Raw genomic sequence first — 23,652 nt, 5'->3', positions numbered from 1 at the left:
GAGGGTTTGCGGTCGAATTCGGGGGTATGGATGTTCATCGGGTGGTCCTTTCGGTTCAGGCGGGACCTGGCCCGCCGTCAATTTCCGGATTGATTCACGCAGGAGCCCCGCCGCCGGATCACCCTGGTCCGGGGCAGATGTCCATCAGATAGGCATTTTATCGCGGGACACAAGCGCTCTTTGCGACGCTCACGCCGCCGAAAGCGCCCGGGTGAGATCGGCGACCAGGTCGCCCGCGTCCTCCAGCCCCAGCGACAGGCGGATCAGGCCTGGCGTGATCCCCAGCGCGTCCTTCTGCTCTTGCGGCAGGCGCTGGTGCGTCGTCGTCGCCGGATGGGTGGCGATGGTGCGGGCGTCGCCAAGGTTGTTCGAGATCTTCACGATCTCCAGCGCATCCATGAAGCGGAAGGCCGCCTCCTTGCCGCCCGCGACCTCGAAGGTGACGAGAGTGCCGCCCGACCCCATCTGCGCCATGGCCAAAGCGTGCTGCGGATGGCTGGGCAGGCCCGGATAGACCACCTTCGTCACCTTGGGATGCGCCTCCAGCGCCGCGGCCACCCGCAGCGCGGCATCGGCCATCGCCCGGCAGCGCAGGTCCAGCGTCGCCATGCCGTTCAGATGCATCCAGGCGGTGAAGGGGCTCATGCTGCCGCCGGTGTGCTTCATGTAGGGTTCCAGCACCTTGCGGACGAAGTCGCGCGTGCCGCAGACCACGCCGCCAAGCGCCCGGCCCTGGCCATCGACATGCTTGGTGGTGGAATAGACGATCACGTCCGCGCCCTGCTCGACCGCGCGGGAGAAGATCGGGGTGGCAAAGACATTGTCGCAGATCACGATGGCGCCAGCGGCATGGGCGATCTCGCTGACGGCGCGGATGTCCACCAGCTCCAGCGTCGGGTTCGACATCGATTCGAAGAACACCGCCCTGGTCCCCGGCGTGACGGCGCGGCGCCACTGGTCCAGGTCCGCGCCGTCCACGAAGGTCACCCGCACGCCGAAGCGGCCCAGCACCTCCTCAAGGATATAGAGGCAGGAGCCGAACAGCGCCCGCGCCGCGACGACATGATCCCCCGCCCGGAGGCAGGAGGTCAGCGCGCCCGAGACCGCCGCCATGCCGCTGGCGGTGGCGAAGGCATCCTCGGTCCCCTCGAGCGCCGCGATGCGCTCCTCGAACATGCGGGTCGTGGGGTTGCCGTAGCGGGCATAGATGAACTCGTCCTCGCCGGCCTTGACGAAACGCGCCTCGGCGGCCTCGGCGGTGGGATAGACGAAGCCCTGGGTCAGGAAGATCGCCTCGGCCATCTCGCCGTACTGGCTGCGGCGCGTGCCCTCGTGCACCAGTTGCGTGCGGGTCTTCCAGTCCTTCGTCATCGCGCAAGGCCCCCCGGCCAAGAAAAAGCCCCGGCAAACCCAAAGGTGCCGGGGCGATCCCCTTCACCTCTTTAGCGGCTTGTTTAACGTGGCCCGCAATCCGGTAACAAAGCGCCACGGGGGCCTGAATACGCCTGCCGGAGCGGTGGGTCAACCCGTCGCCCGGGTCTTGCGGCCCTTGATTTTCCCCGGCGGGTGAAGGACGCTTCCCCTGCCCCAGCCGCAGGTTTCCATGCGTTCCTTGCTTTTCGTCCTTGCCACGCTAATCCCCGCCCTGCCCGCCCTTGCGCAAGGCTGCGAGGACCGCAGCCAGGATCACGAGGCACGGATCGCGGCTTGCGACCAGGCCTTCGCCATGGCCACGGATGCCGAGGCGGCCGCGATAGCACTGGCCTTCAAGGGCGAGGCGCTGCGCCTCCTGACCCGCTTCGACGAGGCCGAGGCGGTGCTGAAGGATGCGCTCGGCTTCATGCCCGAGAATGGCTGGATCTGGATCGAACTGGGCAACCTGGCCTATGACCGGGGCGATCCGGCCGATGCGCTGGCGCATTACTCCGCCGCCCTGGCCGTCGAGGACAGCGCGGACGCCTGGGCCAACCGGGCCGAGGTCTGGTGGCAGTTTCGCAGCGGCGAGCGGTGCAATGCGGATGCCGACGAGGCGCTGCGGATCGACGCCGATTTCGCCTATGCCAACGAGATCAAGGGCCGCTGCCTGATCGACCTTGGCCGGGCCGAGGAGGCGCTGGAATATTTCGACCGGGCGATCGCGCTTTACCCCGGCTACCAGAACGCCTGGCGCAACAAGCTGGCCGCGCTGGCCGCCCTCGGCCGGCATGAGGAACTGGTCGCCGTGGCCGACGAGGCGCTGCGCCCCGGCGTGGTCTCCGATCCCCTGCCCGAAATCGAGGAGGACATCCTGGCGCGGCGGCTTCTGGCCCTGGCGCAATATGCCCCCGCAGCCACCGTCACGGCCGAGGCGGATGCGCTTCTGGCGCGCTATCCGAACAGCCTGGCGGCGCTGAACGTGAAGGGCCGCGCGCTGCTGGACGAGGGCAGGCTGGAGGAGGCCGACCAGACCACCCGGGCCCTGCGCCAGAATGCCGAAGGCCGGCCGATGGAGGCGCCCTATCACGACACGCTGGCGCAGATCGACGTGGCGCTCGGACGGCTGGAGGATGCCTGGACGAATTACTCCGCCGCGCTCGACCTGGACCCGAGCCTGTCGCGGGCCTATGCCCGCAGCCTGTCGGGGCTGGGCTTCCTGCCGCTGTCGAACTCGCCCTCGGGGGTGCTGACGGCGCTGCGCCGCTGCCTTGACGTGAAGAAGTCGGCCTGCCGGGTGACCGGCTGAGATTCAGACCGGGCGGGCGTCATCGTCCAGGTTGATCACGGTCAGCACCATGGCGCGCAGGACCATCTGGCCGATCACCGGCAGCACCGCCCAGAACAGAAGCCAGTGCGAGACTTCGACGGCGCGGATCATCGTCTCGTTCAGAAGCAGGAAGGCGAAGTTGTAGACCACCATCATGCGGGTCAGGTTCGGCAGGTGGCCGCGCATCTCGGCATCCGGCCAGAAGCTGGCGGCGGTCGCGATCTTGCCCTGCACGACATCCACCAGGAAAAGCGTCCCGATCGCCACATAGAAGACGCTCTGCATCCGCTGGCACCAGACCGGATCGTCCACCGCCGCAAGGACCAGGATCGGCAGCCCGGCGAAGGCCAGCGCGAATAGCACCGTCCGCGTCGGGGAATAGCGCGTCAGCATCCGGCGGACCATGCCCTCGAACCCCAGGCCGACCCGCACCGCCAGCGCCGCGATGAAGGCGGTGACGAAGGCCTGCCCGTCATGCTCGGGGCCCAGCACCACCGAAAGGGCCGGATATCCCAGAAGCAGCACCGCGCCGGGAAGGAACAGCGCCCGCGACACCGGCGGCAGATCCTGAAACAGGCTCAGGAACAGGCGGACGAGGTCGAACGGATGACGGTGCATGGCGAACCCCCTGAAGTTCGCCCCCTGTCTAGCGGTGCATCAAGGCAGGTCTAGGGCAGGAACCGGACCGCCGTGCGGCATTGAGATCCAACCGCTCAGGGCTTGTCCTCGGGCGGCTCGTCCATGTGCGATTGCAGCATGGAGAAGTTCACCATCAGGAACAAAAACAGCGCCACCGGCATGCCGAAGGTCTCGAGCTTGACCCAAAGCTCGGTCGACTGGGTGCGCCAGATCGCCTCGTTCGCGATGGCGAGGGCCGCGAACATCAGCGCCAGGCGGCGGGTAAGGATCATCCAACCCTCTGGTTTCATGGGCAAAGCCTCGGCCATCACCCATTGCAGCAGGCTGGTCCCGCGCAAGAGCCCCGCGCCCAGGATCAGCGCGAAAGTGCCATAGACGATCGTCGTCTTCATCTTGAAGAAGCTCTCGTCATTGAACCAGGCGGTCAGCCCGCCGAAGAAGACGACCATGAAGGCGACGAAGATCTGCATCCGCGACAGCGTCCCGGTCAGCCACCACAGCGCCGCGATCGAGGCGAGAAGCAGCGGCACCAGCACCACCGCCGCCACAATGAAGCCCGAATATTCGGTGCCCGCGATGGCATACGACTCATCCTTGATCCACATGTAGATCGCGAAGAATACCAGTGTCGGGCCCAGTTCCAGGACCTGCTTCAGCACCGGGTTGATCTTCCGTCCAGCCATCCTCAGCCCCTTCATCCCCGCGGCCCGGCCGCGACCCCTCCCTCACCTTCTCGCCCGGAATCCGCCAGCGGATCAAGGCGGCACAGCCGATCGAGACCTCGCGCCGGCCGAAGGAGAGGGCCGCGCCCAATACACCCCGTTGCGGCAGCGGCACAAGCCTGGCGGCTTCAAGCTTTCGCCAGCGGCGCCGGGCGAGGGCCGGAGACCCCGGCAGCGCGGCGTCGATCCGGCCGGGAGCTGCCGCGCGCCGGGCCCAGGCGGATCATCCCGCCGTCCCGACCAGCGCGCGGGCGAAATCCTCGGGGTCGAAGGGGGCAAGGTCGTCGATCTGCTCGCCCACGCCGATGGCATGGATCGGCAGGCCGAACCTGTCGGCCAGCGCCACCAGCACGCCGCCCTTGGCGGTGCCGTCCAGCTTGGTCATCACCAGCCCCGAGACATCGGCGATCTTGCGGAAGATCTCGACCTGGGTCACCGCGTTCTGGCCGGTGGTCGCATCCAGCACCAGCAGCGTGTTGTGCGGCGCGGTGGGATCCACCTTGCGGATCACCCGGACGATCTTGGCCAGTTCCTCCATCAGGTCGGCCCGGTTCTGCAACCGCCCGGCGGTGTCGATCATCAAGAGGTCCGCGCCATCCGCCCGGGCCTGCGTCAGCGCCTCGAAGGCAAGGCTGGCCGGGTCCGACCCTTCCGGCGCGGTCAGGACGGGCACCCCGGCGCGCTCGCCCCAGATCTTCAGCTGGTCCACGGCGGCCGCGCGGAAGGTGTCGCCGGCCGCGATCACCACCTGCTTGCCCGCCGCCTTGAACTGGCTGGCCAGCTTGCCGATCGTGGTGGTCTTGCCCGAGCCGTTCACCCCCACCACCAGCACGACCTGCGGCTTCGTCGGGTAAAGCGGCATCGGCCGCGCCACGGGTCCCATGATCCGCGCCACCTCGGCCGCAAGCGCCTCGCGCAGTTCCCCGGTCGAGACGCGGCGGCCAAAGCGGCCCTCGGCGATGTTCGCGGTCACCCTGACGGCGGTGTCCACGCCCATGTCGGCCTGGATCAGCAGTTCCTCCAGGCTTTCCAGCATCGCATCGTCCAGCACCCGGCGGGGCTCGTCGGCGCGGCCGAGGAGACGGCCGAGGATGCCGGGCTTTCCGGCCTCCGGCTCGGGCGGGGGAGCGGGGGAAGCGGGCGCCTCGCCCTCGGTCACCAGCGCCTCGAGACCCTCGCCGATCTTGTCGGACGACCGGAACATCCGGTCCTTGAGCTTCTTGAAGAACGACATCGGCGGCCCCTGCTATCCCTGTTCCCACCTAGTCGCTTTGGCCGCGCATGGGAAGGCCAAGGCATCGGGCGCATCGGCGATCCGCCCCGCCAGCGACACTATGACAGTTGCATGGGACGGCAAAACCTCCAACCATCCGGCCCGATCCCTTGAAGGCCGCTCCGGCAATGACCCCGTCGCCCAAACCCCTGCCCCTGGCCGGCTTCGCGCTTGCCGCCCTCATGCCCCTGCCGCTCCTGCTTCTTGGCGCGGGGCTGGGCGGCGTCTGGCTCTGGGCGGCCTTCCTTTACATGGCGGTGCTGACGGTCATCCTCGACCAGCTGGTGCCGCTCACCTCGGGCGCGGCCGAAGGGGCCGAGTTTCCCGCCGCCGACATCCTTCTGGTGACGGTTGGCGTCGGCGCGCTGGGTGTGCTGCCGCTTGCGACCTGGGCCATCGCCGGCCCCGGCCCGCTTGGCGCCTGGGAGCGGGTTCTGCTGTTCCTCGCCAGCGGATTCTGGCTGGGCCAGGTCGCCCATCCCGCCGCGCATGAGCTGATCCATCGCCCGCGGCGCGAGTTGTTCCGGCTGGGCGCCGCGGTCTATGTGGCGCTTCTGTTCGGCCAGCACGCCAGCGCGCACCGGCTGGTCCACCACCGCCATGTCGCCAGCGACGAGGACCCGAACAGCGCCCGCGCGGGCGAGGGGTTCTACCGCTTTGCCCCGCGCGCCTGGGCGGGAAGCTTCGTCCAGGGGCTGCGGGCCGAAAGCGAGCTGCGCCGTCGCGGCAGCCGTCTGGGCCTGCATCCCTATTTCCTTTACGTCGCGGGCAGCCTGGCCGCGCTGGTGCTGGGCCTTGCGATCGCGGGCCTGCCGGGGCTTCTGGTCTGGCTTGGCCTTGCCCTGCATGCGCAATCCCAGATCCTGCTGTCCGATTACGTCCAGCATTACGGGCTGACCCGCGCCCGCCTGCCCGACGGGCGGCTGGAGCCGGTGGGCCTGCGGCACAGCTGGAACACGGCGCACTGGTTCACCTCGGCGATGATGCTGAACGCCCCGCGCCACTCCGACCACCATGCCCATCCCCTCCGCCCCTTTCCCGCGTTGCGCCTGCCGTCCGAGGACGAGGCCCCGCGCCTGCCCTGGCCCCTGCCGGTGGCCTGTGCGCTGGCGCTGGCCCCCCGGCGCTGGCGGCGGCTGATTCGCCCCCATCTCGCGCGGTGGCAGGCGGCCCGTCCGGCGCAAGACACGGGCGCTTGACTGGCCATCGCCGCCGGGGTCTGGCAGTCTGGCGTCGAACCTGACGGAGCCTCCGATGCCGCGCCTCTTTGCCGCCCTGATCCTGATCGCCACACCCGCGCTGGCCGAGACGCCGCTGACCGGGCCCGAATTCGACGCGGCCACGCGCGACAGCACGATCACCTACGACTATGGCGACGGCCTGTTCGGCACCGAGGAATATCTGGAAGGCCGCCGCGTCCGCTGGGCCTTCGAGGGCGACCTGTGCATCTACGGCGTCTGGTACCAGAAGGGCGACGAGATCTGTTTCGACTACGAGACCGACCCGACGCCGGCCTGCTGGCTGTATTTCCTGGAAGACGGCAGGATCCGCGGCCGCTACATGGGCGAAGGTGGCGGCTGGGAGATCCTGGAGTCCTCACGCGATGGCGGCCCCCTGCCCTGCGCCGGCCCCGACGTGGGGGTGTGATGCGGGTCCTCCTGCTGGCGCTGGTCCTTGCCGCCCCGGCCCTGGCCGAAACCCCGCTGACGCCCGAGGGGTTCGAGGCGCATGTCACCGGCCATACCCTGACCTACCGGCAGTATGGAACGGTCTTCGGGATCGAGGAATACCTGCCCGGCCGCAAGGTCCGCTGGAGCGTGGCCCCGAACCAGTGCCAGTATGGCAGCTGGTATCCCGAGGGCGACTACATCTGCTTCGTCTACGAATACGACCCCGCCCCCTCGTGCTGGAGTTTCTGGCTGCGGGACGGACGGCTGGTCGCGCTCTCGATCGCCGATGCGCCGGGGGCCGAACTGCACGAGACCGGGCGCGACCAGACCTCCTTGCCCTGCCCCGGCCCCGACGTGGGTGCATGAGATGCCGCAGGTCCTGCCCCTGCTCCCGGGGACCCCGATGTCTCCCGAGGATTTCGCCGCCTGGGCCACGCCTTCGGCGAAAGCCTGCAGTCAGCACCTCGGCCCCATGCCAGCCTGCGCCGCCCGGTCTGGCCGTCGGACCGCGATCGGGACGCGCCGGCCGGCTCAGGCCGCGCCGCCTTGCAGCCATTTCAACAGTTTCTGCAAGGGGCGGCTGGGGTTCCAGAGCCTTGGCCAGACGATGTGATAGGCCCCGTCCACCTCGGTGAAGCCCTCGACCGCCGGACGCAGCCGCCCGGCGCGGAACTCGGCCTCGGCCAGGAAGCGCGGCAAAAGCGCCACGCCGAAACCCAGCGCCGCCGCCTCGGCCATCTGGGCGAACTGGTCGAACAGCATCCCGCGCAGATGGTCGGCCGGGCAGCCATGGCGGGCGAACCAGTCCTCCCAGGCGCCGGGGCGGCTTTCCAGATGCAAGAGCGGCAGGGACTGCAGCATCTGCGGCGCCAGCGCCCCCAGCGGCATCAGACCGGGCGCGCAGGCCGGGATCACGCTTTCGCGCGCCAGCTCCAGATGATGCGCGCCGGGCCAGTCGGCGCTGCCGAAATGGATCGCCGCGTCGAACGGCTCACGCGTGAAGTCGAAGGGCGAGAGCCGGGTGCCGAGGTTGATGATCGTGTCCGGATTCTCCTCGGCAAAGTCGCGCAGCCGGGGCAAGAGCCAATGCGTCCCGAAGGCGGGTAGGACCGCGATGTTCAGGCTGGATCGCTCGCCCGCCGCGCGGATCTTCAGGCTGGCCCGGGCCAGGTCCTGCAGATAGTCGCGGACCGAGGCGGCATAGTCGATCCCCGCCGGGGTCAGCGCCAGCCCCTTGCCCTCGCGCCGCAGCAGCGTCACGCCGATCTGGTCTTGCAAAGCCTTCAGCTGCCGGCTGACGGCGGAATGGGTCAGCGCCAGCTCGTCGGCGGCGGCCGTGGCGCTGCCCAGCCGGTCCACCGCCTCCAGCGCCAGAAGCGAACTGATCGAGGGCAGGAAGCGGCGCGGGGCGATCATGTGAGTTTTTCTCCAGCATGCTGGACCACAAGTCGCTCATTTTCGCGGCGAGGGCCAGCTAGAATGGCATACGGACCTTGAAGGGATGCGGGAAGACATGACGCAGGCGGCCAGTTTCCATCGGGCAGAACGGATCAGCAGGCTGGAGATTTCGGAAATCGTCCAGATCTCGGAACAGGCCGCCGCGCTGCAGGCCGAGGGGCGCGATGTCGTGTCGCTCTCGACCGGAGAGCCGGACTTTCCCACGCCGCCCCATGTGATCGAGGCCGCGCACCGGGCGGCGCTTGCCGGCCAGACCCGCTATACCGCGACCATCGGCACCCCCGCCCTGCGCGCCGCGATCGCCGCCGGGGCCGGGGCGGCGGTCGCCGATGTCATCGTCTCGACCGGCGCCAAGCAGGTCATCGCCAATGCGATGCTGGCGACGCTGGATCCGGGCGACGAGGTGGTGATGCCCGCGCCGTTCTGGACCAGCTATGCCGATATCGTCAGCATGGCGGGCGGCCGGCCGGTGGTGGTGCCCTGCGGGATGGAGGCGGGGTTCAGGCTTTCCCCTTCGGCGCTGGAGGAAGCGATCACGCCGCGCACGCGCTGGCTGATGTTGAACTCGCCCTCGAACCCGACCGGAGCGATCTATTCCGCCGCCGAATTGCGCGCGCTGGCCGACGTGCTGGACCGCCACCCCGGCGTCTGGGTCCTGACCGACGAGATCTATGCCGAGCTGAACTTCCAGCCCTTCACCCGCTTCACCGATGCCGCGCCGGGGCTTCGGGACCGGACATTGACGGTGAACGGCGTCTCGAAGGCCTGGTCGATGACCGGCTGGCGCATCGGCTGGGGCATCGGGCCGGTGGCCCTGGTCAAGGCGATGGCGGCGGTGCAGGGGCAGGTCACCTCGGGGGCCTGTTCCATCGCCCAGGCGGCGGCGCTGGCGGCGCTGACCGGGGATCAGGCCGGGCTTGCCACCCGGCGCGAGGAGCTTCGCGCAAGGCGCGACCGAGTGGTCGCGGCCCTGCGGGCGGTGCCGGGGTTCGACTGCCCCTCGCCCGACGGGGCCTTCTACGTCTTTCCGCGCATCACCGGCGCGATGGCGGCCACGGGCCATGCGACGGATGCCGACCTCTGCCGCTGGCTGCTGCTGGACCACGGGGTCGCGCTGGTTCCGGGCCGCGCCTTCGGCCTCTCCGGCCACCTGCGCCTGTCCTTCGCCTATTCCGACGCCGACCTTGCCAAGGGCCTGTCGCGCATCGCATCCGCCGTGGAGGCCCGCTGATGGACCGCTGCGAGATCGTCCACGAGAACTTCCTGCGCCGCGTCGCCGCCCGCGACCTGCCGCCGGGTCGCGTGCCCTCGGGCCCCCTGTCGCCGACGCTGGCCGTCTCGCTCTACCGCTCCGGCTGCCTCAGCCGCGCGCTGGACCGGCAAAGCCGGGCGATGCAGCGGGCCGGACAGGGGTTCTACACCATCGGATCGTCGGGGCACGAAGGGCTGGCCGCCGTCGCCGCGGCACTGCGCCCCACGGACATCGCCTTCCTGCACTATCGCGACGCGGCCTTCCAGATCGCGCGGGCGGAACAGGTGCCGGGCCAGACCATGACGCGGGACATGCTCTTGTCCTTCGCCTCGTCGGTGGAAGACCCGATTTCCGGCGGGCGGCACAAGGTGCTGGGCAGCCGGGCGCTGATGATCCCGCCGCAGACCTCGACCATCGCCAGCCACCTGCCCAAGGCGGTGGGCGCCGCCTATGCCATCGGGGCTGCGCGGCGGCACCGGCCGGAACATGCGATCCTGCCCGACGACGCCATCGCCTATTGCAGCTTCGGCGATGCCTCGGCCAACCATTCCACCGCGCAGGGCGCCTTCAACACGGCGCAATGGACCAGCTACCAGTCGGTGCCCCTGCCGCTGCTGTTCTGTTGCGAGGACAACGGCATCGGCATTTCCACCCGGACGCCGAAGGGTTGGATCGCCGCGACCTTCCAGAACCGCCCCGGCCTGAAGTATTTCGCCTGCGACGGGCTGGACCTTTACGACACCTACGCCACCGCGCTTGCTGCGGCGGAGTATGTCCGCAGCCGCAGGAAACCCGCCTTCCTGCATGTCCGCACCATCCGGCTTTATGGCCATGCCGGGGCCGACATGCCGACCACCTACCTCCCGCGCGAGGAGGTGGAGGCCGAGGAGGCGAACGATCCGCTGCTGTATTCTGTCCGCCTGCTGGACCAGGCCGGGGCCCTGTCGCCCGACCGGGCGCTGGCGATCTATACCGAGACCGGCGCGCGCGTGGCCCGCGTCGCGGCCGAGGCGGTGACGCGCCCGCGCCTGAAGACCGCGGCGGAGGTCATGGCCTCGATCGTCCCGCCGCGCCGCGAGTGCCGGCCGACGAACGGCCCCGGCGCGCAGGCGCGCGAGCAGGCTTTCGGCAGCGACCTCAAGGCGATGGACGAGCCGCAGATCATGTCGCGCCTGATCAACTGGGCGCTGACCGACCTGATGCTGGCCCACTCCGAGATCGTGATGATGGGCGAGGATGTCGGCCGCAAGGGCGGGGTCTATGGCGTGACCCAGAAGCTGACGGCGCGCTTCGGCCAGGACCGGATGATCGACACGCTTCTGGACGAACAGTCGATCCTGGGACTTGCCATCGGCATGGCGCAGAACGGCTTTGTCCCGATGCCCGAGATCCAGTTCCTCGCCTATGTCCACAATGCCGAGGACCAGATCCGGGGCGAGGCGGCGACCCTGCCCTTCTTCTCGAACGGGCAGTTCACCAACCCGATGGTGATCCGCATCGCGGGGCTGGGCTACCAGAAGGGCTTTGGCGGCCATTTCCACAACGACAACTCCCTGGCCGTGCTGCGCGACATTCCCGGCGTGATCCTGGCGGTGCCGTCGAACGGGGCCGATGCGGCGATGATGCTGCGCGAATGCGTGCGGCTGGCGCGCGAGGAGAGCCGCGTGGTGGTCTTCGTCGAACCCATCGCGCTTTACCCGATGCGCGACCTGCACGCCGACAAGGACGGCGGCTGGATGCGGCGCTATCCCGATCCCTCGCAAAGCATCCGGCTGGGCGAGGTCGGCATCGACGGCGCGGGCACCGACCTGGCCATCGTGACCTTCGGCAACGGCTGCTACCTGTCGCAGCAGGCGCGGCCCGCGCTGGAGGCGGCGGGGATCAGGACGCGGATCATCGACACGCGCTGGCTCTCGCCCCTGCCGAAAGCGGCGCTGACCGCCGCCGTCGCGGGGTGCAGGCACATCCTGGTCGTGGACGAGACCCGCCACACCGGCGGCGTCGCCGAGGGGCTGGTGGCGCATTTCCACGAATCCGCGCCCGGCGTGCCGTTGGCCCGGCTGACGGCCGAGGACAGTTTCATCGCCACCGGCCCGGCCTATGCCGCGACCATGCCGTCGAAAGAGCAGATCATCGCCGCCGCCACCGCCCTGACGGGAGGCGCGACATGACCCGCAGGACCGCCGTCGTCATCTGCCCCGGCCGGGGCACCTATAACGCGACCGAACTCGGCTATCTCGGCCGCCACTTCCCCGACGCGGCCCTGCTGTCCCGCTTCGATGCGGTGCGCGCCGCCGCCGGGCAGGAAAGCCTGGCCGCGCTGGACGGGGCCGACCGCTTCTCGCTTGCCCGCCACTCGCGCGGCGACAATGCCAGCGGGCTGATCTTCGCCGCGACCCTGGGGGACTTTCTCTCGCTCGACCGCGCGGGGATCGAGGTTGTGGCGGTCACCGGCAATTCGATGGGCTGGTATTCCGCACTGGCCTGCGCCGGGGCGGTGACGGCCGAAGCCGGGTTCACCATCGCCAACACCATGGGCAGCCTGATGCAATCCGCGCTGATCGGCGGCCAGACCGTCTATCCCTGGATGGACGAGGACTGGATCCCCCGCCCGGTGCGCAAGGCGGCGCTTCTGGCGCTGGTCGCCGACATCGCCGCCCGCCGCGACCATGCGCTCGCCCTCTCCATCGACCTTGGCGGGCTTCTGGTGCTGGCCGGGAACGAGGCCGGGCTGAAGGCGTTCGAATCCTCGGTCGATCCCGTCCAGGGCCGTTTCCCGATGCGGCTGGGCAACCACGCCGCCTTCCATACCGCCCTGCAGGCCCCCGTGGCGGCGCAGGGGCGCGCCGCGCTGGCTGTGGAACTGTTCGCCCAGCCCGGCCTGCCGCTGATCGACGGCCGCGGCGCCGTCTGGTGGCCCGGCGCCACCGACCGCGCGGCCCTGCGCGACTACACCCTCGGCCATCAGGTGACCGAGACCTACGACTTCACCGCCGCGATCCGCACCGCCGCGCAGGAATTCGCCCCCGACCTCTTCATCGTCACCGGCCCCGGCACCACGCTGGGCGGCGCGGTGGCGCAATCGCTGATCCTGGCGCGCTGGCGCGGCATGGGCGGCAAATCCGATTTCCAGAAGACCCAGGCCGACCAGCCCCTCCTCGTTGCGATGGGCATGAGCGAACAGCGCGGCCAGGTCACCCAACAAGGAGCCATCAGATGACCCATTCCCCCATCCTTTCCGCCGCCGGCCTGACGCAATCCGACCTGACCGGCGGCACGCTTGTCGTGCGCTCGCCCATCGACGGGGCGGAACTTGCCCGCGTCGCGCAGACCGCCGCCGCCGATATGCCCGCCGTGATCGCCCGCGCCAAGGCCGCCTTCGCCGAATGGCGCAGCGTCCCCGCCCCGCGCCGGGGCGAGCTGGTGCGCCTTCTGGGCGAGGAATTGCGCGCCTCCAAAACGGAACTCGGCGCGCTGGTGACGCTGGAGGTCGGCAAGATCACCTCCGAGGGTCTGGGCGAGGTGCAGGAGATGATCGACATCTGCGACTTCGCCGTCGGCCTTTCGCGCCAGCTTTACGGGCTGACCATCGCCTCCGAGCGTCCCGGGCACCGGATGGCGGAAACCTGGCACCCGATGGGGCCGGTGGGGGTGATCAGCGCCTTCAACTTCCCCGTCGCCGTCTGGTCCTGGAACGCGGCACTGGCGCTGGTCTGCGGCAACCCGGTGATCTGGAAACCGTCCGAGAAGACCCCGCTGACCGCCATGGCCACGATGCGGATCATGGAGCGCGCCCTTGCCCGCTTCGGCGACGCGCCCGAGGGGCTGTGCCAGCTGGTCGTCGGCGGCCCCGAGGTCGGGGCGGCGCTGGTCGAAAGCCGCGACGTTCCGGTCCTCTCGGCCACCGGATCGACCCGGATGGGCGGGATCGTCGGCCCCAAGGTCTCGGCCCGCTGGGGCCGTCCGATCCTGGAACTGGGCGGCAACAACGCGATGATCGTGGCGCCCTCGGCCGACCTCGACATGGCGGTGCGCGCCATCGTCTTCGGCGCGGTCGGCACCGCCGGGCAACGCTGCACCTCGCTGCGCCGCCTGATCGTCCACCGCTCCATCCGCGAGGATCTCGTGGCGCGGCTGACCAAGGCCTATGCCAGCCTGCCGATCGGCGACCCGCGCGCGGAAGGCACGCTGATCGGCCCGCTGGTCGACATGGCCGCGCGCGACCGGATGCTGGCGCAGCTTGACCGCGCAAGGGCCGAGGGCGGCGTGGTGCATGGCGGGCAGGCAGTGACCAGGGGCGTGCCGGAGGGCGGGGCCTATGTCACGCCCGCGCTGGTCGAGATGCCCGCCCAGACCGAAACCGTCCGCGAGGAGACCTTCGCCCCGATCCTCTATGTCCTGACCTATGACCAGTTCGACGAGGCCATCGCTTTGCAGAACGAGGTGCCGCAGGGCCTGTCCTCCTGCATCTTCACCCTGAACCTGCGCGAGGCCGAGACTTTCCTGTCCGCCGCCGGGTCCGATTGCGGCATCGCCAACGTCAACATCGGCCCCTCGGGCGCCGAGATCGGCGGGGCCTTCGGCGGCGAGAAGGAGACCGGCGGCGGGCGCGAAAGCGGCTCGGACGCCTGGAAGGGCTACATGCGGCGGCAGACCTCGACGGTGAACTACTCGACCAGGCTGCCGCTGGCGCAAGGGGTGCGCTTTGATCTCTGATCCGAACCTCTGGCGGGCCAGCGCCGCCGAATGCGTCACGGCCCCGCCGCTGGACGCCGACGTCACCGTCGATCTTGCCGTGATCGGCGGCGGCTTCACCGGCTGCGCCGCCGCACTGGAAGCCGCCCGCGAAGGCGCAAGCGTCTGCCTGCTCGAGGCCGAGACCATCGGGCATGGCGGATCGGGGCGCAATGTCGGGCTGGTGAACGCCGGCCTCTGGCTGCCGCCCGAGACGGTCAAGGCGCAGCTGGGCGAGGCGGCGGGCGGCAAGCTGCTGGCGATCCTCTCCGAGGCCCCTGCCCGCGTCTTCGACCTGATCGCGCGGGAAGGCATCGACTGCGAGGCCACGCGCAACGGCACGCTGCACCTTGCCCATTCGCCGAAGGGTTTTGCCGATCTCGGCGAACGCCACCGCCAGGGCCGCGCCATCGGGGCGCCGCTGGAACTCCTCGATGCGGCCGAGACCGCGCGGCGCACCGGCTCGGACGCCTTCCACGGCGCGCTTCTCGACCCGCGCGCCGGCACGATCCAGCCGCTTGCCTATGCCCGCGGCCTTGCCCGGGCGGCGGGGGAGGCGGGGGCCGGGCTGCATGGACAAAGCCCGGTGCAGGCGGTCACGCGTGCCGGCGACCACTGGGCCGTTTCCTGTCGCGGCCATCTGGTCCGGGCCAGGCGGCTTCTGGTGGCGACCAATGCCTATCACCTTGGCTTCGGCCCCCTGTTCCAGCCCCGCTTCGTGCCGGTCCACTATTGCCAGTATGCAACCGATCCGCTGCCGCCTGCCCTGCTGGAAAGGATCCTGCCGGGGCGCGAGGGGTGCTGGGACACGGCGATGGTGATGTCCTCGGTCCGGCTGGACCGGGCGGGGCGGCTGATCATCGGCGGCATCGGCAACGGCGACGGCCCCGGCGCGCGGGTCCATGCCGCCTGGGCGCGGCGCAAGCTGGCCGCGCTTTACCCGCAGCTGCGCGGAATCGCCCTGCCCTACGGCTGGACCGGAAGGATCGCGATGACCAGCGACCATGTCCCGAAGATCCTGGCCCTCGGTCCCGACGCCTATGCCTGTTTCGGCTACTCCGGGCGCGGAATCGGTCCCGGCACCCTGTTCGGGACCCTGACCGCACGCGCCCTTCTTGCCGGGTCGGAAAGCCCGCTGCCGCTGGCCCCGGTTTCCCGGCACGACGAGATGGCCCCGGCCCTGCTTGCCGCCTGGTACGAGGCCGGATCCTGCCTCACCCATGCCACGGCCGAGCGCCGCGCCTGACCCGCGACCCGTCCCCTTCCGGGGGGCGGGAGCACCCGATTTCAGCCCGTTTGCCCATCTTCCGCCGCGCAGCCCCCCGGCCCTGCGGCGGCCGGCCCCCCGCCGGCAAGGGCCTGCCCCCTACCCCACCCGGCCATGTCGTCCTGTGCTTCGAAAGGTCGCTTTTCCTCGCATCGTGGCGTAAGGTTCGTTCATTGCTCGTTGGGCACGGACCACGCAGCAAACAAGCTATGATCGGCCTTCGACGGGCCGGGTCACTCGCAGGGAGACTTCGATGAATACCACGCTCAAGAAACTTTCGCTTGCCACCACCGCCCTTGTCGGGCTTGCCGGCCTGGCTTCGGCGCAGGAATGCGGCGACCTGTCGATCGCCAGCATGAACTGGCAAAGCGCCGAACTGGCCGCTGCCGTGGACCAGTTCATCCTGAACAACGGCTTCGGCTGCAACGCCGAGATCATCCAGGGCGACACCGTTCCCACCATCACCTCGATGGTCGAGAAGGGCGAGCCGCAGCTTGCCCCCGAAGGCTGGATCGACCTGATCCCGGAAGTGGTGCAGTCCGGCCTGGCCGAGGGCAAGATCGTCGGCGCGGCGAACATCCTGTCGGATGGCGCGGTCCAGGGCTGGTGGGTGCCGAAATACATCGTGGACGCCAATCCCGAGATCAAGACCATCGACGACGCACTGAAGCATCCCGAACTGTTCCCCGATCCCGAGGATTCGACCAAGGGCGCGGTGCACAACGGCCCGCAGGGCTGGGGCGGCACGGTCGTGACGGCGCAGCTCTACAAGGCCTTCGGTGCCGAGGCCGCGGGCTTCACCCTGGTCGACACCGGCTCGGCCGCGGGCCTCGACGGCTCGATCGCCCGCGCCTACGAGCGTCAGGAAGGCTGGGTCGGCTACTACTGGGCCCCGACCGCGCTTCTGGGCAAGTACGAGATGGTCAAGCTGGAACATGGCGTGCCGCTGGACATGGAAGAGTGGAAGTCCTGCACCTCGAACGCCGAATGCGCCGAGCCGAAGAAGAACGACTGGCCCAAGGACACGGTGCAGACCATCGTCGCCAAGTCCTTCGCCGACAGCGCCCCGGCCGAGGTGATGGACTACCTCAACAAGCGGTCCTGGACCAACGCGACCGTCAACGGCGTGATGTCCTGGATGACCGACAACCAGGCGACCGGCGAAGACGGCGCCAAGCACTTCCTGAAGGAGAACGAGGCCCTCTGGATGGAATGGGTTTCGCCGGAAGTGGCCGAGAAGGTCAAGGCCGCGCTCTGACCGCCTGACTGACGCCGGGGGCGATATGTCCGCATATCGCCCCCTTGTTCTTCCCGGCAGGGAAGATAGCACGAGACACGGACCCCTCCCATGGATTGGTTGACGACATTTCCGCAGATGGATGACACCCGCCTGCGCGACCTGAAGAAGGTCATCGACGAAGCCTTTCGCGGCTTCACCCGCAGTTATGGCGATGCCTTCGAATCCATGTTCGAGCCCTTGCGCATCTTCATGGTCCATGCCGAGCGGTTCCTGGTGAACACGCCCTGGATCGTGATCTTCGCGTTGATCGTCGGCATCGCCTGGGCCGGCAGCCGCAGCCGCAAGGTCGTGCTGGCAACGGTGGTCACCATGTTGCTGATCGGCTATTTCGGCATGTGGGAAGACACGATGAAGACCATCGCGATGATCTTCGTCTCGACCTTCATCTCGATCGTGATCGGCATCCCGATCGGCATCGCCATGGCGCGCTGGAACCGGCTGCAGTCGGTGATCAACCCGATCCTCGACGTGATGCAGACGATGCCCAGCTTCGTCTACCTGATCCCCGTGGTCATGCTGCTGGGCATCGGCAAGGTGCCGGGGCTGATCGCCGTGGTGATCTATGCCATGCCGCCGGTGATCCGGCTGACCAACCTCGGCATCCGTCTGGTGGACCGCGAAATGCTGGAGGCCGCCGACGCCTTCGGCTCGTCGAACTGGCAAAAGCTGAAGAACGTGCAGCTGCCGCTTGCCCTGCCGACGATCATGGCGGGGATCAACCAGACGATCATGATGGCGCTGGCCATGGTGGTCATCGCCTCGATGATCGGGGTGCAGGGGCTGGGCCAGCCGGTGCTGCGCGCGATCTCGAACCAGTATTTCACCCTTGGTGTGTTCAACGGTTTCGCCATCGTCGGCATTGCAATCATCTTCGACCGGGTAAGCCAGGCCTTTGGCAAACGCCTCCAGAAGCACAACGAGGTCATCCATGGCTGAGCCGATCGGGATCGATATCCGCAACCTCTACAAGATCTTCGGCCCGAACGCCGCCGTGCTGATGGCGGCGGTCCGCGATGGGATGACGAAGACCGAGTTGAACGACAAGCACCACCATGTGCTTGGCCTGAACAACATCAACATCTCGATGCCGGCGGGCCGGATCCAGGTGATCATGGGGCTGTCGGGCTCGGGCAAGTCGACGCTGATCCGGCACATCAACCGGCTGATCGACCCCACCGCGGGCGAGGTTCTGGTCGGCGACGAGAATGTGGTGACCATGTCGCCCGACGCCCTGCGCGAATTCCGCCGCCACAAGACCGCGATGGTGTTCCAGAAATTCGCCCTCCTGCCCAACCGCACCGTGCTGGAGAACGTCTGCTACGGGCTGGAGATCCAGAACGTCCCGCGCGCCAGGCGGGTCGAGGCGGCGATGCGTTGGATCGAGCGGGTGGGGCTGAAAGGCTTCGAATCGAAATATCCCAACCAGCTTTCCGGCGGGATGCAGCAGCGCGTCGGCCTTGCCCGCGCCCTGACCAACGACGCGCCGATCCTCCTGATGGACGAGGCTTTCTCGGCCCTTGACCCGCTGATCCGGGTGGACATGCAGACCGTCCTCCTGGATCTGCAGAAGGAAATCCGCAAGACCATCGTCTTCATCACCCACGACCTGGACGAGGCGCTGCGGCTGGGCGACGCGATCGCGATCCTGCGCGATGGCGAGATCATCCAGCAGGGCACCAGTCAGGACATCGTCCTGCGCCCGGCCGATCCCTATATCGAAAGCTTCGTGCGCGAGGTGAACCGTGGCCGGGTGATCCGGGCCGATGCCGCGATGACCGCCCTGCCCGAGGGCGCGGCCCCCGCGATCGGTGTCGACGGCACCACCACGCTGGAGGAAGCTGGCCGCCTGATGGTCGAGAACGCCGCCACCAGCCTTGCGGTGCGGGACCCGGCCTCGGGCCGCCCGGTGGGCATGCTGTCGATGGAGGCGATCCTGCGCGCCGTCACCTCGCGCGGGGAATAAGACGCCGGGGCACCGCGCGGGCGGTGCCCTCACCCCCCGGCCTGAACCGGGCGCTTCTTGCGGAAGTGTGAGAAATTGTGCGGCGAGATGCCGAATTTCTTGCGGAAGCTCTTCGAGAAATGCGCGCTGGAGCCGTAGCCGCAGGCCACCGCCACGTCGATCACGCTCATGTCGGTCTCGGCCAGCAGCGCCCGCCCGTGCTGCAATCGCACCCCGTTCAGGTATTGCAGCGGGGTCATGCCAAGGTTCTTCTGGAACAGCCGCTCGATCTGGCGCCGCGAGACGCCGACATGCTCGGCGCAATCGTCGATGCGGAAGGTGTCCTCGATGCATTGCTCGATGTAGTTGACCGCCTTCAGCAGATGCCGGTTGCGGCTGCCCAGGCGCGAGGTGAGCGAGGTGGTCTGCTCGTCCCCCTCGTCGCGGCGGCGCGTCAGCAGGCACATGTTCATCACGGTCTGGCTGAGTTCCGGCCCGCAATGGTCGTCGATCAGCTTCAGCACCAGGTCGGCCGCCGCCACCCCCCCGGCGCAGGTGACGATGCGGTCGTCGACGCAGAACACCTGCCATTCCGGGGTCAGCTTCGGGAACAGTTCCGAGAAGCTGCGGATGTTCTCCCAGTGCAGGGTAAAGCGGCGGCGGTCCAGGATGCCCGCCCGCGCCAGCGCATAGGCCCCGGTGCAAAGCCCGCCCACGATCCGCCCGTGCCGCCATTGGGCGCGCAGCCAGTCGGTCAGCGCCGGCGAACAGGCGGCATCCGGCTCGACCCCGCCACAGACCAGCACATAGCCCGGCGCGGCCAGCGGCGGCAGCGGGCCATCGGGCAGAAGCGGCACCCCGTTCGAGCAGGCGATGGGCTTGCCGTCCTCGGAAAAGACATGCCAGCGGAACAGCACCTGCCCCGCCAGCTGGTTCGCCACCCGCAGGGGCTCGATGGCCGAGGTGAAGGCAAGCATGGTGAATTGCCGCATCAGCACGAAGGATACGGTTATCGGCTCGACCGGCGTGGACAGCGTGACATGGGCGATGCCACGCGAGACGAACTGCCGGCCCTGGGGCGAAACGGGGCTGGTCATGGCGGCTCTTTCGTTAAATGCAGCCGGGGACCCACGCAAGACGGGTGGCGCGGAATTGATCGACCTGTCCGGATGTATTCCCTCCGCAGCGCGAATTCGAGGAAGGCCCGCCGTCCTTGCGCGACGGGTGGGCGATGCGGATGGCCGCGCGGATGATCTCGCCATTGTTCGAGGCGAAGCGGGAATGCAGGGGCGGCCCGACAAAAGCATCCCTGCATTTTCGCACAATATCGGTGCTTGCCGCGATCTTGCGTGCGGCCATCGCGAGGGGCATCTCGCCTCTGCAACCCCGAACTCCAGGATATCCGCCATGACCAAAATTCTGCGCATCGAAAGCTCGATCAAGGGCGAAAACTCGGTCTCCCGCGATCTGACCGACCGCATCGTCGCCCGCCTGACCGCTTCTGGTGACGCGACCGTCACGCTTCGCGATCTTTCCGGCGGCGTGCCGCTGATCACCGCCGACTGGATCGGCGCCGTCTTCACCCCGGCCGAGGCCCGCAACGCCGAGCAGGCCCGGATCGCCGCCTTCTCGGACGAGCTTCTGGCCGAGGTCCGCGCGGCCGACGTTCTGGTCATCGCGCTGCCGGTCTACAACTTCGGCGTGCCCGCGACCCTGAAAAGCTGGTTCGACCATCTGGCGCGCAAGGGCGAGACCTTCAACTACACCGAAACCGGGCCCGTCGGCCTTCTGACCGGCAAGCGCGCGATCATCGCCATGGCCTCGGACGGCACCAAGATCGGCTCGGCGATCGACTTCGCCTCGGGCTATGTCCGCCACATGCTGGGCTTCTTCGGCATCACCGAGGTGGAATTCATCGCGGCTGACGCGGTGCTGTTCGGCGGCGACGTGGTTGCCCAGGCCCATAGCGCGATCGGGAAGATCGCCGCCTGAGACCTTCGGGGCCGCCTTCGGGCGGCCCTTTAGTCGCCGCGCGCCAGGCTTGGCGGCGAATAGGATTTGGCGAAGCTGCCGGCGATGTAGTCCTCAAGCCGCAGCAGCGCCTCGGAGCGGTTGCCGGCCGCGCGATGCAGGCGCAATTCCAGCTGGCCCAGCTGCGGCAGCCCGTCCCGCTCGGTCAGGGTGCGGATCCCCGAGGGGATCGTGCTTTCCGCCATCAGGGTCACCCCGATTCCGGCGCGCACGGCCGCCGAAATGCCATTGTAGCTTGAGCTGATATAGACGATCCGCGACGGGCGCTCGGCCTGGTTCAGCCCCTGCAGCATCCGGCTGCGATAGATGCAGGGCGGCGGGGCCAGCACCAGGGGCAAGGGGCTCTGAAGATGGCTGGCGTGATCCTCGCCGCCGACCCAGACCAGGGGCTCGGTATGGATCGGACGGCCGCCGTCGGGGGCCGAATCCTCATGCAGCGCGATGACCAGGTCGAACTCGCCTTCCTGCTGCGCGCGCAGCAGGGTCTTGCTCAGGTCGCTCGTCACCTCGAGCATGACGTTCGGATGGGTCTGCGCGAACTTGCCCAGGAACTCGGGCAGAAGCGAGGCGGTGTATTCGTGCGGCGCCCCCAGCCGGACACGCCCGGCGACCTCGGACTGGCGCAGGTTCATCAGCGCCTCGTCGTTCAGCGCCAGGATCCGGCGGGCGTAACTCGCCAGCGACCGGCCTTCCTCGGTCAGGTTCAGCCTATGCGCAGAGCGTTGGAAAAGCTGGACATTCACGATCTCCTCCAGCCGCCGGATCTGCAGGCTGACCGCCGATTGCGTGCGTCCCACCAGCGCGGCCGCCAGGGTGAAGCTGCCGCAGTCCATGACCTTCACGAAGGTCCGCAACAGGTCGGTCGGAATGTTCTGCATGGCGCCCTCATCATAAGCGATCCTCATGCTATGATAAGCAGAATGAATTTTCCAAATGAAACTTTCTGCTGTTTACCTGCGGCCGTCCGAACCTGGCTTCGAAATCGAACGTGAGGCGGCCTTCCGGCCTGGACCTGCCCCGACTGGCAGGCCCGCTGCCAAGCCGATCACCCGGTAGCCCGACGCGGACTGTCGAGGAGGACGACCCCCAGCAGGAATCCTGCGCCCGCGGGCGGCAGGAAGGCTTTGCCTGTTCCGCCCGTCTGGGAGGCTATCGGAACGTGAGAGGAGAATGCCCATGAGAACTGTTATCCGCACCGGCCTGGAGAATGGCGGCCAGGCATGACCATTTCCCACAGCCAGCAGGGCACCGCCGCGCCGCATATCGCCAGGGAAGACCATCTCGAGCGCAACCTGACCAACCGTCACATCCAGCTCATCGCGATCGGCGGCGCGATCGGGACGGGGCTGTTCATGGGCTCGGGCAAGACGATCTCGCTTGCCGGGCCTTCGGTCATCTTCGTCTACATGATCATCGGCTTTTTCCTGTATTTCGTGATGCGGGCGATGGGCGAGATCCTGCTCTCCAACCTGCACTACAAGTCCTTCGCCGATTTCGCCGCCGACCTGATCGGTCCCTGGGCGGGCTTCTTCGTCGGCTGGACCTACTGGTTCTGCTGGATCGTCACCGGCATCGCCGACATCGTGGCGATCACCGGCTACATCTCGTTCTGGTGGCCCGATCTCCAGCTCTGGATCCCGGCGCTGGCGACGATCGTGCTTCTCCTCCTGCTGAACATGCCCTCGGTCAAGGCCTTCGGCGAGATGGAATTCTGGTTCGCCATCATCAAGATCCTCGCCATCGCCGCCCTGGTGATCGTCGGCGCGGTCATGGTCCTGCGCGGCTTCGTCGCGCCGAACGGGGCCGAGGCGAAATTCTCCAACCTGTGGAATGACGGCGGCATGTTCCCGACCGGCTTCATGGGCTTTGTCGCCGGCTTCCAGATCGCGGTCTTCGCCTTCGTCGGCATCGAGCTTGTCGGCACCACCGCCGCCGAGGCGCGCGACCCGGAAAAGACCCTGCCGCGCGCGATCCGCGCCATTCCGATCCGGGTGCTGTTGTTCTACGTCGGCGCCCTGACCGCGATCATGGCCGTGACCCCCTGGCGCGAGATCTCGCCGGCACAAAGCCCCTTCGTCTCGATGTTCGCCCTGGCGGGTCTTGGCATCGCGGCCTCGGTGGTGAACTTCGTCGTGCTGACCTCGGCGGCCTCCTCGGCCAACTCGGGCATCTACTCGACCTCGCGCATGGTCTTCGGCCTGGCGCAGGAAGGCGACGCCCCGGCGATGTTCGGCCATCTCAGCAGCCGCCATGTGCCGGTGAACGCGCTTCTGTTCTCCTGCATGTTCCTGCTGGCCTCGCTGTTCCTGCTGTTCTCCGGCGAGACGGTCCTGGCCGCCTTCACCCTGGTAACGACGATCTCGGCGCTTCTGTTCATGTTCGTCTGGACGATGATCCTGTTCAGCTACATGGCCTACCGCCGCAAGCGGCCGCACCAGCACGAGATGTCCAGGTTCAAGATGCCCGGCGGCGTGCCGATGTGCTGGGCCGTGCTTGCCTTCTTCGGCTTCATCCTCTGGGCGCTGACCCAGCAGCCCGACACGCTGCAGGCGCTGATCGTGACCCCGTTGTGGTTCCTGGCCCTCGGCCTCGCCTGGCTGGTCGTGCGCCGCCAGCCGCGC

Annotated in this window: 22 protein-coding genes and 1 riboswitch; of the genes, 14 read left to right on the top strand and 8 right to left on the bottom strand. The window is 68.4% G+C overall.

Annotation, left to right across the window (positions count from 1 at the left end):
• Positions 1 to 189: 189 nt before the first annotated feature.
• Positions 190 to 1,371: an O-succinylhomoserine sulfhydrylase gene (gene metZ / locus ACE3UA_RS15965; protein WP_374646875.1), complete on the bottom strand. Its 1,182-nt coding sequence runs from the start codon at positions 1,369 to 1,371 to the stop codon at positions 190 to 192.
• Positions 1,372 to 1,421: 50 nt separating this feature from the next.
• Positions 1,422 to 1,499: riboswitch (SAM riboswitch) on the bottom strand.
• A gap of 104 nt (positions 1,500 to 1,603) precedes the next feature.
• Here metZ and ACE3UA_RS15960 point away from each other — a divergent pair.
• A complete protein-coding gene (locus ACE3UA_RS15960) occupies positions 1,604 to 2,722 on the top strand; it encodes a tetratricopeptide repeat protein (RefSeq protein WP_374646873.1) in 1,119 nt (372 codons plus the stop codon).
• A gap of 3 nt (positions 2,723 to 2,725) precedes the next feature.
• Here ACE3UA_RS15960 and ACE3UA_RS15955 read toward each other — a convergent pair whose 3' ends face one another.
• The 3 genes from ACE3UA_RS15955 to ftsY form a co-directional block, all read right to left on the bottom strand.
• On the bottom strand, positions 2,726 to 3,361 hold the full coding sequence (locus tag ACE3UA_RS15955; RefSeq protein ID WP_374646871.1) for a hypothetical protein: 636 nt from the start codon (positions 3,359 to 3,361) through the stop codon (positions 2,726 to 2,728).
• A 95-nt stretch (positions 3,362 to 3,456) separates the two neighbouring features.
• Positions 3,457 to 4,065, bottom strand: a complete 609-nt coding sequence (locus ACE3UA_RS15950) for an inner membrane-spanning protein YciB (RefSeq protein ID WP_374646869.1) — start codon at positions 4,063 to 4,065, stop codon at positions 3,457 to 3,459.
• Between the two features lie 262 nt (positions 4,066 to 4,327).
• A complete protein-coding gene (ftsY, locus tag ACE3UA_RS15945) occupies positions 4,328 to 5,338 on the bottom strand; it encodes a signal recognition particle-docking protein FtsY (RefSeq protein WP_374646867.1) in 1,011 nt (336 codons plus the stop codon).
• Positions 5,339 to 5,505: 167 nt separating this feature from the next.
• On the opposite strand from ftsY, the gene ACE3UA_RS15940 reads away from it, so the two are divergent.
• Genes ACE3UA_RS15940 through ACE3UA_RS15930 form a run of 3 tightly spaced genes read left to right on the top strand, consistent with a single transcriptional unit; the run spans position 5,506 to position 7,413 of the window.
• The gene (locus ACE3UA_RS15940) at positions 5,506 to 6,576 is read left to right on the top strand and encodes an alkane 1-monooxygenase (RefSeq protein WP_374646865.1); all 1,071 of its coding nucleotides are present in this window, start codon (positions 5,506 to 5,508) and stop codon (positions 6,574 to 6,576) included.
• Between the two features lie 55 nt (positions 6,577 to 6,631).
• Positions 6,632 to 7,024 (top strand): hypothetical protein, encoded by a 393-nt coding sequence (locus ACE3UA_RS15935; protein ID WP_374646863.1) that lies wholly within the window; start codon positions 6,632 to 6,634, stop codon positions 7,022 to 7,024.
• Complete coding sequence (locus ACE3UA_RS15930; protein WP_374646861.1) at positions 7,024 to 7,413, top strand: hypothetical protein; 390 nt, start codon at positions 7,024 to 7,026, stop codon at positions 7,411 to 7,413. The genes ACE3UA_RS15935 and ACE3UA_RS15930 overlap by 1 nt, the downstream gene beginning before the upstream one ends.
• Before the next feature lie 165 nt (positions 7,414 to 7,578).
• On the opposite strand, the gene ACE3UA_RS15925 is transcribed toward ACE3UA_RS15930, so the two are convergent.
• Complete coding sequence (locus ACE3UA_RS15925; RefSeq protein WP_374646859.1) at positions 7,579 to 8,463, bottom strand: LysR family transcriptional regulator; 885 nt, start codon at positions 8,461 to 8,463, stop codon at positions 7,579 to 7,581.
• A gap of 85 nt (positions 8,464 to 8,548) precedes the next feature.
• Here ACE3UA_RS15925 and ACE3UA_RS15920 point away from each other — a divergent pair, with 85 nt between their 5' ends.
• The 8 genes from ACE3UA_RS15920 (at position 8,549) to ACE3UA_RS15885 (ending at position 19,021) form a co-directional block, all read left to right on the top strand.
• Positions 8,549 to 9,736 carry a pyridoxal phosphate-dependent aminotransferase gene (locus ACE3UA_RS15920; RefSeq protein ID WP_374646857.1) on the top strand — a complete coding sequence of 396 codons (1,188 nt, stop codon included), beginning with the start codon at positions 8,549 to 8,551 and terminating at the stop codon, positions 9,734 to 9,736.
• On the top strand, positions 9,736 to 11,928 hold the full coding sequence (locus ACE3UA_RS15915; protein WP_374646855.1) for a thiamine pyrophosphate-dependent enzyme: 2,193 nt from the start codon (positions 9,736 to 9,738) through the stop codon (positions 11,926 to 11,928). Before ACE3UA_RS15920 ends, ACE3UA_RS15915 begins: the two co-directional genes overlap by 1 nt.
• Positions 11,925 to 12,977, top strand: coding sequence for an ACP S-malonyltransferase (locus ACE3UA_RS15910; RefSeq protein ID WP_374646853.1), 1,053 nt, complete (start codon positions 11,925 to 11,927; stop codon positions 12,975 to 12,977). The genes ACE3UA_RS15915 and ACE3UA_RS15910 overlap by 4 nt, the downstream gene beginning before the upstream one ends.
• A complete protein-coding gene (locus ACE3UA_RS15905; protein ID WP_374646851.1) occupies positions 12,974 to 14,473 on the top strand; it encodes an aldehyde dehydrogenase family protein in 1,500 nt (499 codons plus the stop codon). Before ACE3UA_RS15910 ends, ACE3UA_RS15905 begins: the two co-directional genes overlap by 4 nt.
• Positions 14,463 to 15,737: an NAD(P)/FAD-dependent oxidoreductase gene (locus tag ACE3UA_RS15900; RefSeq protein ID WP_374646849.1), complete on the top strand. Its 1,275-nt coding sequence runs from the start codon at positions 14,463 to 14,465 to the stop codon at positions 15,735 to 15,737. The genes ACE3UA_RS15905 and ACE3UA_RS15900 overlap by 11 nt, the downstream gene beginning before the upstream one ends.
• A 274-nt stretch (positions 15,738 to 16,011) precedes the next feature.
• Entirely contained in the window at positions 16,012 to 17,016 is a 1,005-nt protein-coding gene (locus ACE3UA_RS15895; RefSeq protein WP_374646847.1) for an ABC transporter substrate-binding protein, read from the top strand.
• Between the two features lie 90 nt (positions 17,017 to 17,106).
• Positions 17,107 to 17,994: a proline/glycine betaine ABC transporter permease gene (locus tag ACE3UA_RS15890; RefSeq protein ID WP_197642056.1), complete on the top strand. Its 888-nt coding sequence runs from the start codon at positions 17,107 to 17,109 to the stop codon at positions 17,992 to 17,994.
• On the top strand, positions 17,987 to 19,021 hold the full coding sequence (locus tag ACE3UA_RS15885; protein ID WP_374646845.1) for a glycine betaine/L-proline ABC transporter ATP-binding protein: 1,035 nt from the start codon (positions 17,987 to 17,989) through the stop codon (positions 19,019 to 19,021). Before ACE3UA_RS15890 ends, ACE3UA_RS15885 begins: the two co-directional genes overlap by 8 nt.
• A 29-nt stretch (positions 19,022 to 19,050) precedes the next feature.
• On the opposite strand, the gene ACE3UA_RS15880 is transcribed toward ACE3UA_RS15885, so the two are convergent.
• A complete protein-coding gene (locus ACE3UA_RS15880) occupies positions 19,051 to 20,097 on the bottom strand; it encodes a GlxA family transcriptional regulator (RefSeq protein WP_374646843.1) in 1,047 nt (348 codons plus the stop codon).
• Between the two features lie 13 nt (positions 20,098 to 20,110).
• On the bottom strand, positions 20,111 to 20,371 hold the full coding sequence (locus ACE3UA_RS15875) for a hypothetical protein (protein ID WP_374646841.1): 261 nt from the start codon (positions 20,369 to 20,371) through the stop codon (positions 20,111 to 20,113).
• 36 nt (positions 20,372 to 20,407) lie between these two features.
• On the opposite strand from ACE3UA_RS15875, the gene ACE3UA_RS15870 reads away from it, so the two are divergent.
• Positions 20,408 to 20,992: an FMN-dependent NADH-azoreductase gene (locus tag ACE3UA_RS15870; RefSeq protein WP_374646839.1), complete on the top strand. Its 585-nt coding sequence runs from the start codon at positions 20,408 to 20,410 to the stop codon at positions 20,990 to 20,992.
• A 29-nt stretch (positions 20,993 to 21,021) separates the two neighbouring features.
• Here ACE3UA_RS15870 and ACE3UA_RS15865 read toward each other — a convergent pair whose 3' ends face one another.
• Positions 21,022 to 21,909, bottom strand: coding sequence for a LysR substrate-binding domain-containing protein (locus ACE3UA_RS15865; RefSeq protein WP_374646837.1), 888 nt, complete (start codon positions 21,907 to 21,909; stop codon positions 21,022 to 21,024).
• 342 nt (positions 21,910 to 22,251) lie between these two features.
• On the opposite strand from ACE3UA_RS15865, the gene cycA reads away from it, so the two are divergent.
• Positions 22,252 to 23,652, top strand: a 1,401-nt coding sequence (gene cycA, locus ACE3UA_RS15860; protein ID WP_374646835.1) for a D-serine/D-alanine/glycine transporter, incomplete at its 3' end; no start/stop codon positions are given.

Source organism: Tabrizicola sp. (assembly GCF_041919135.1).
In the GTDB taxonomy this organism is placed as follows: domain Bacteria; phylum Pseudomonadota; class Alphaproteobacteria; order Rhodobacterales; family Rhodobacteraceae; genus Tabrizicola.
This window is presented reverse-complemented; position numbering and strand designations above follow the sequence as displayed.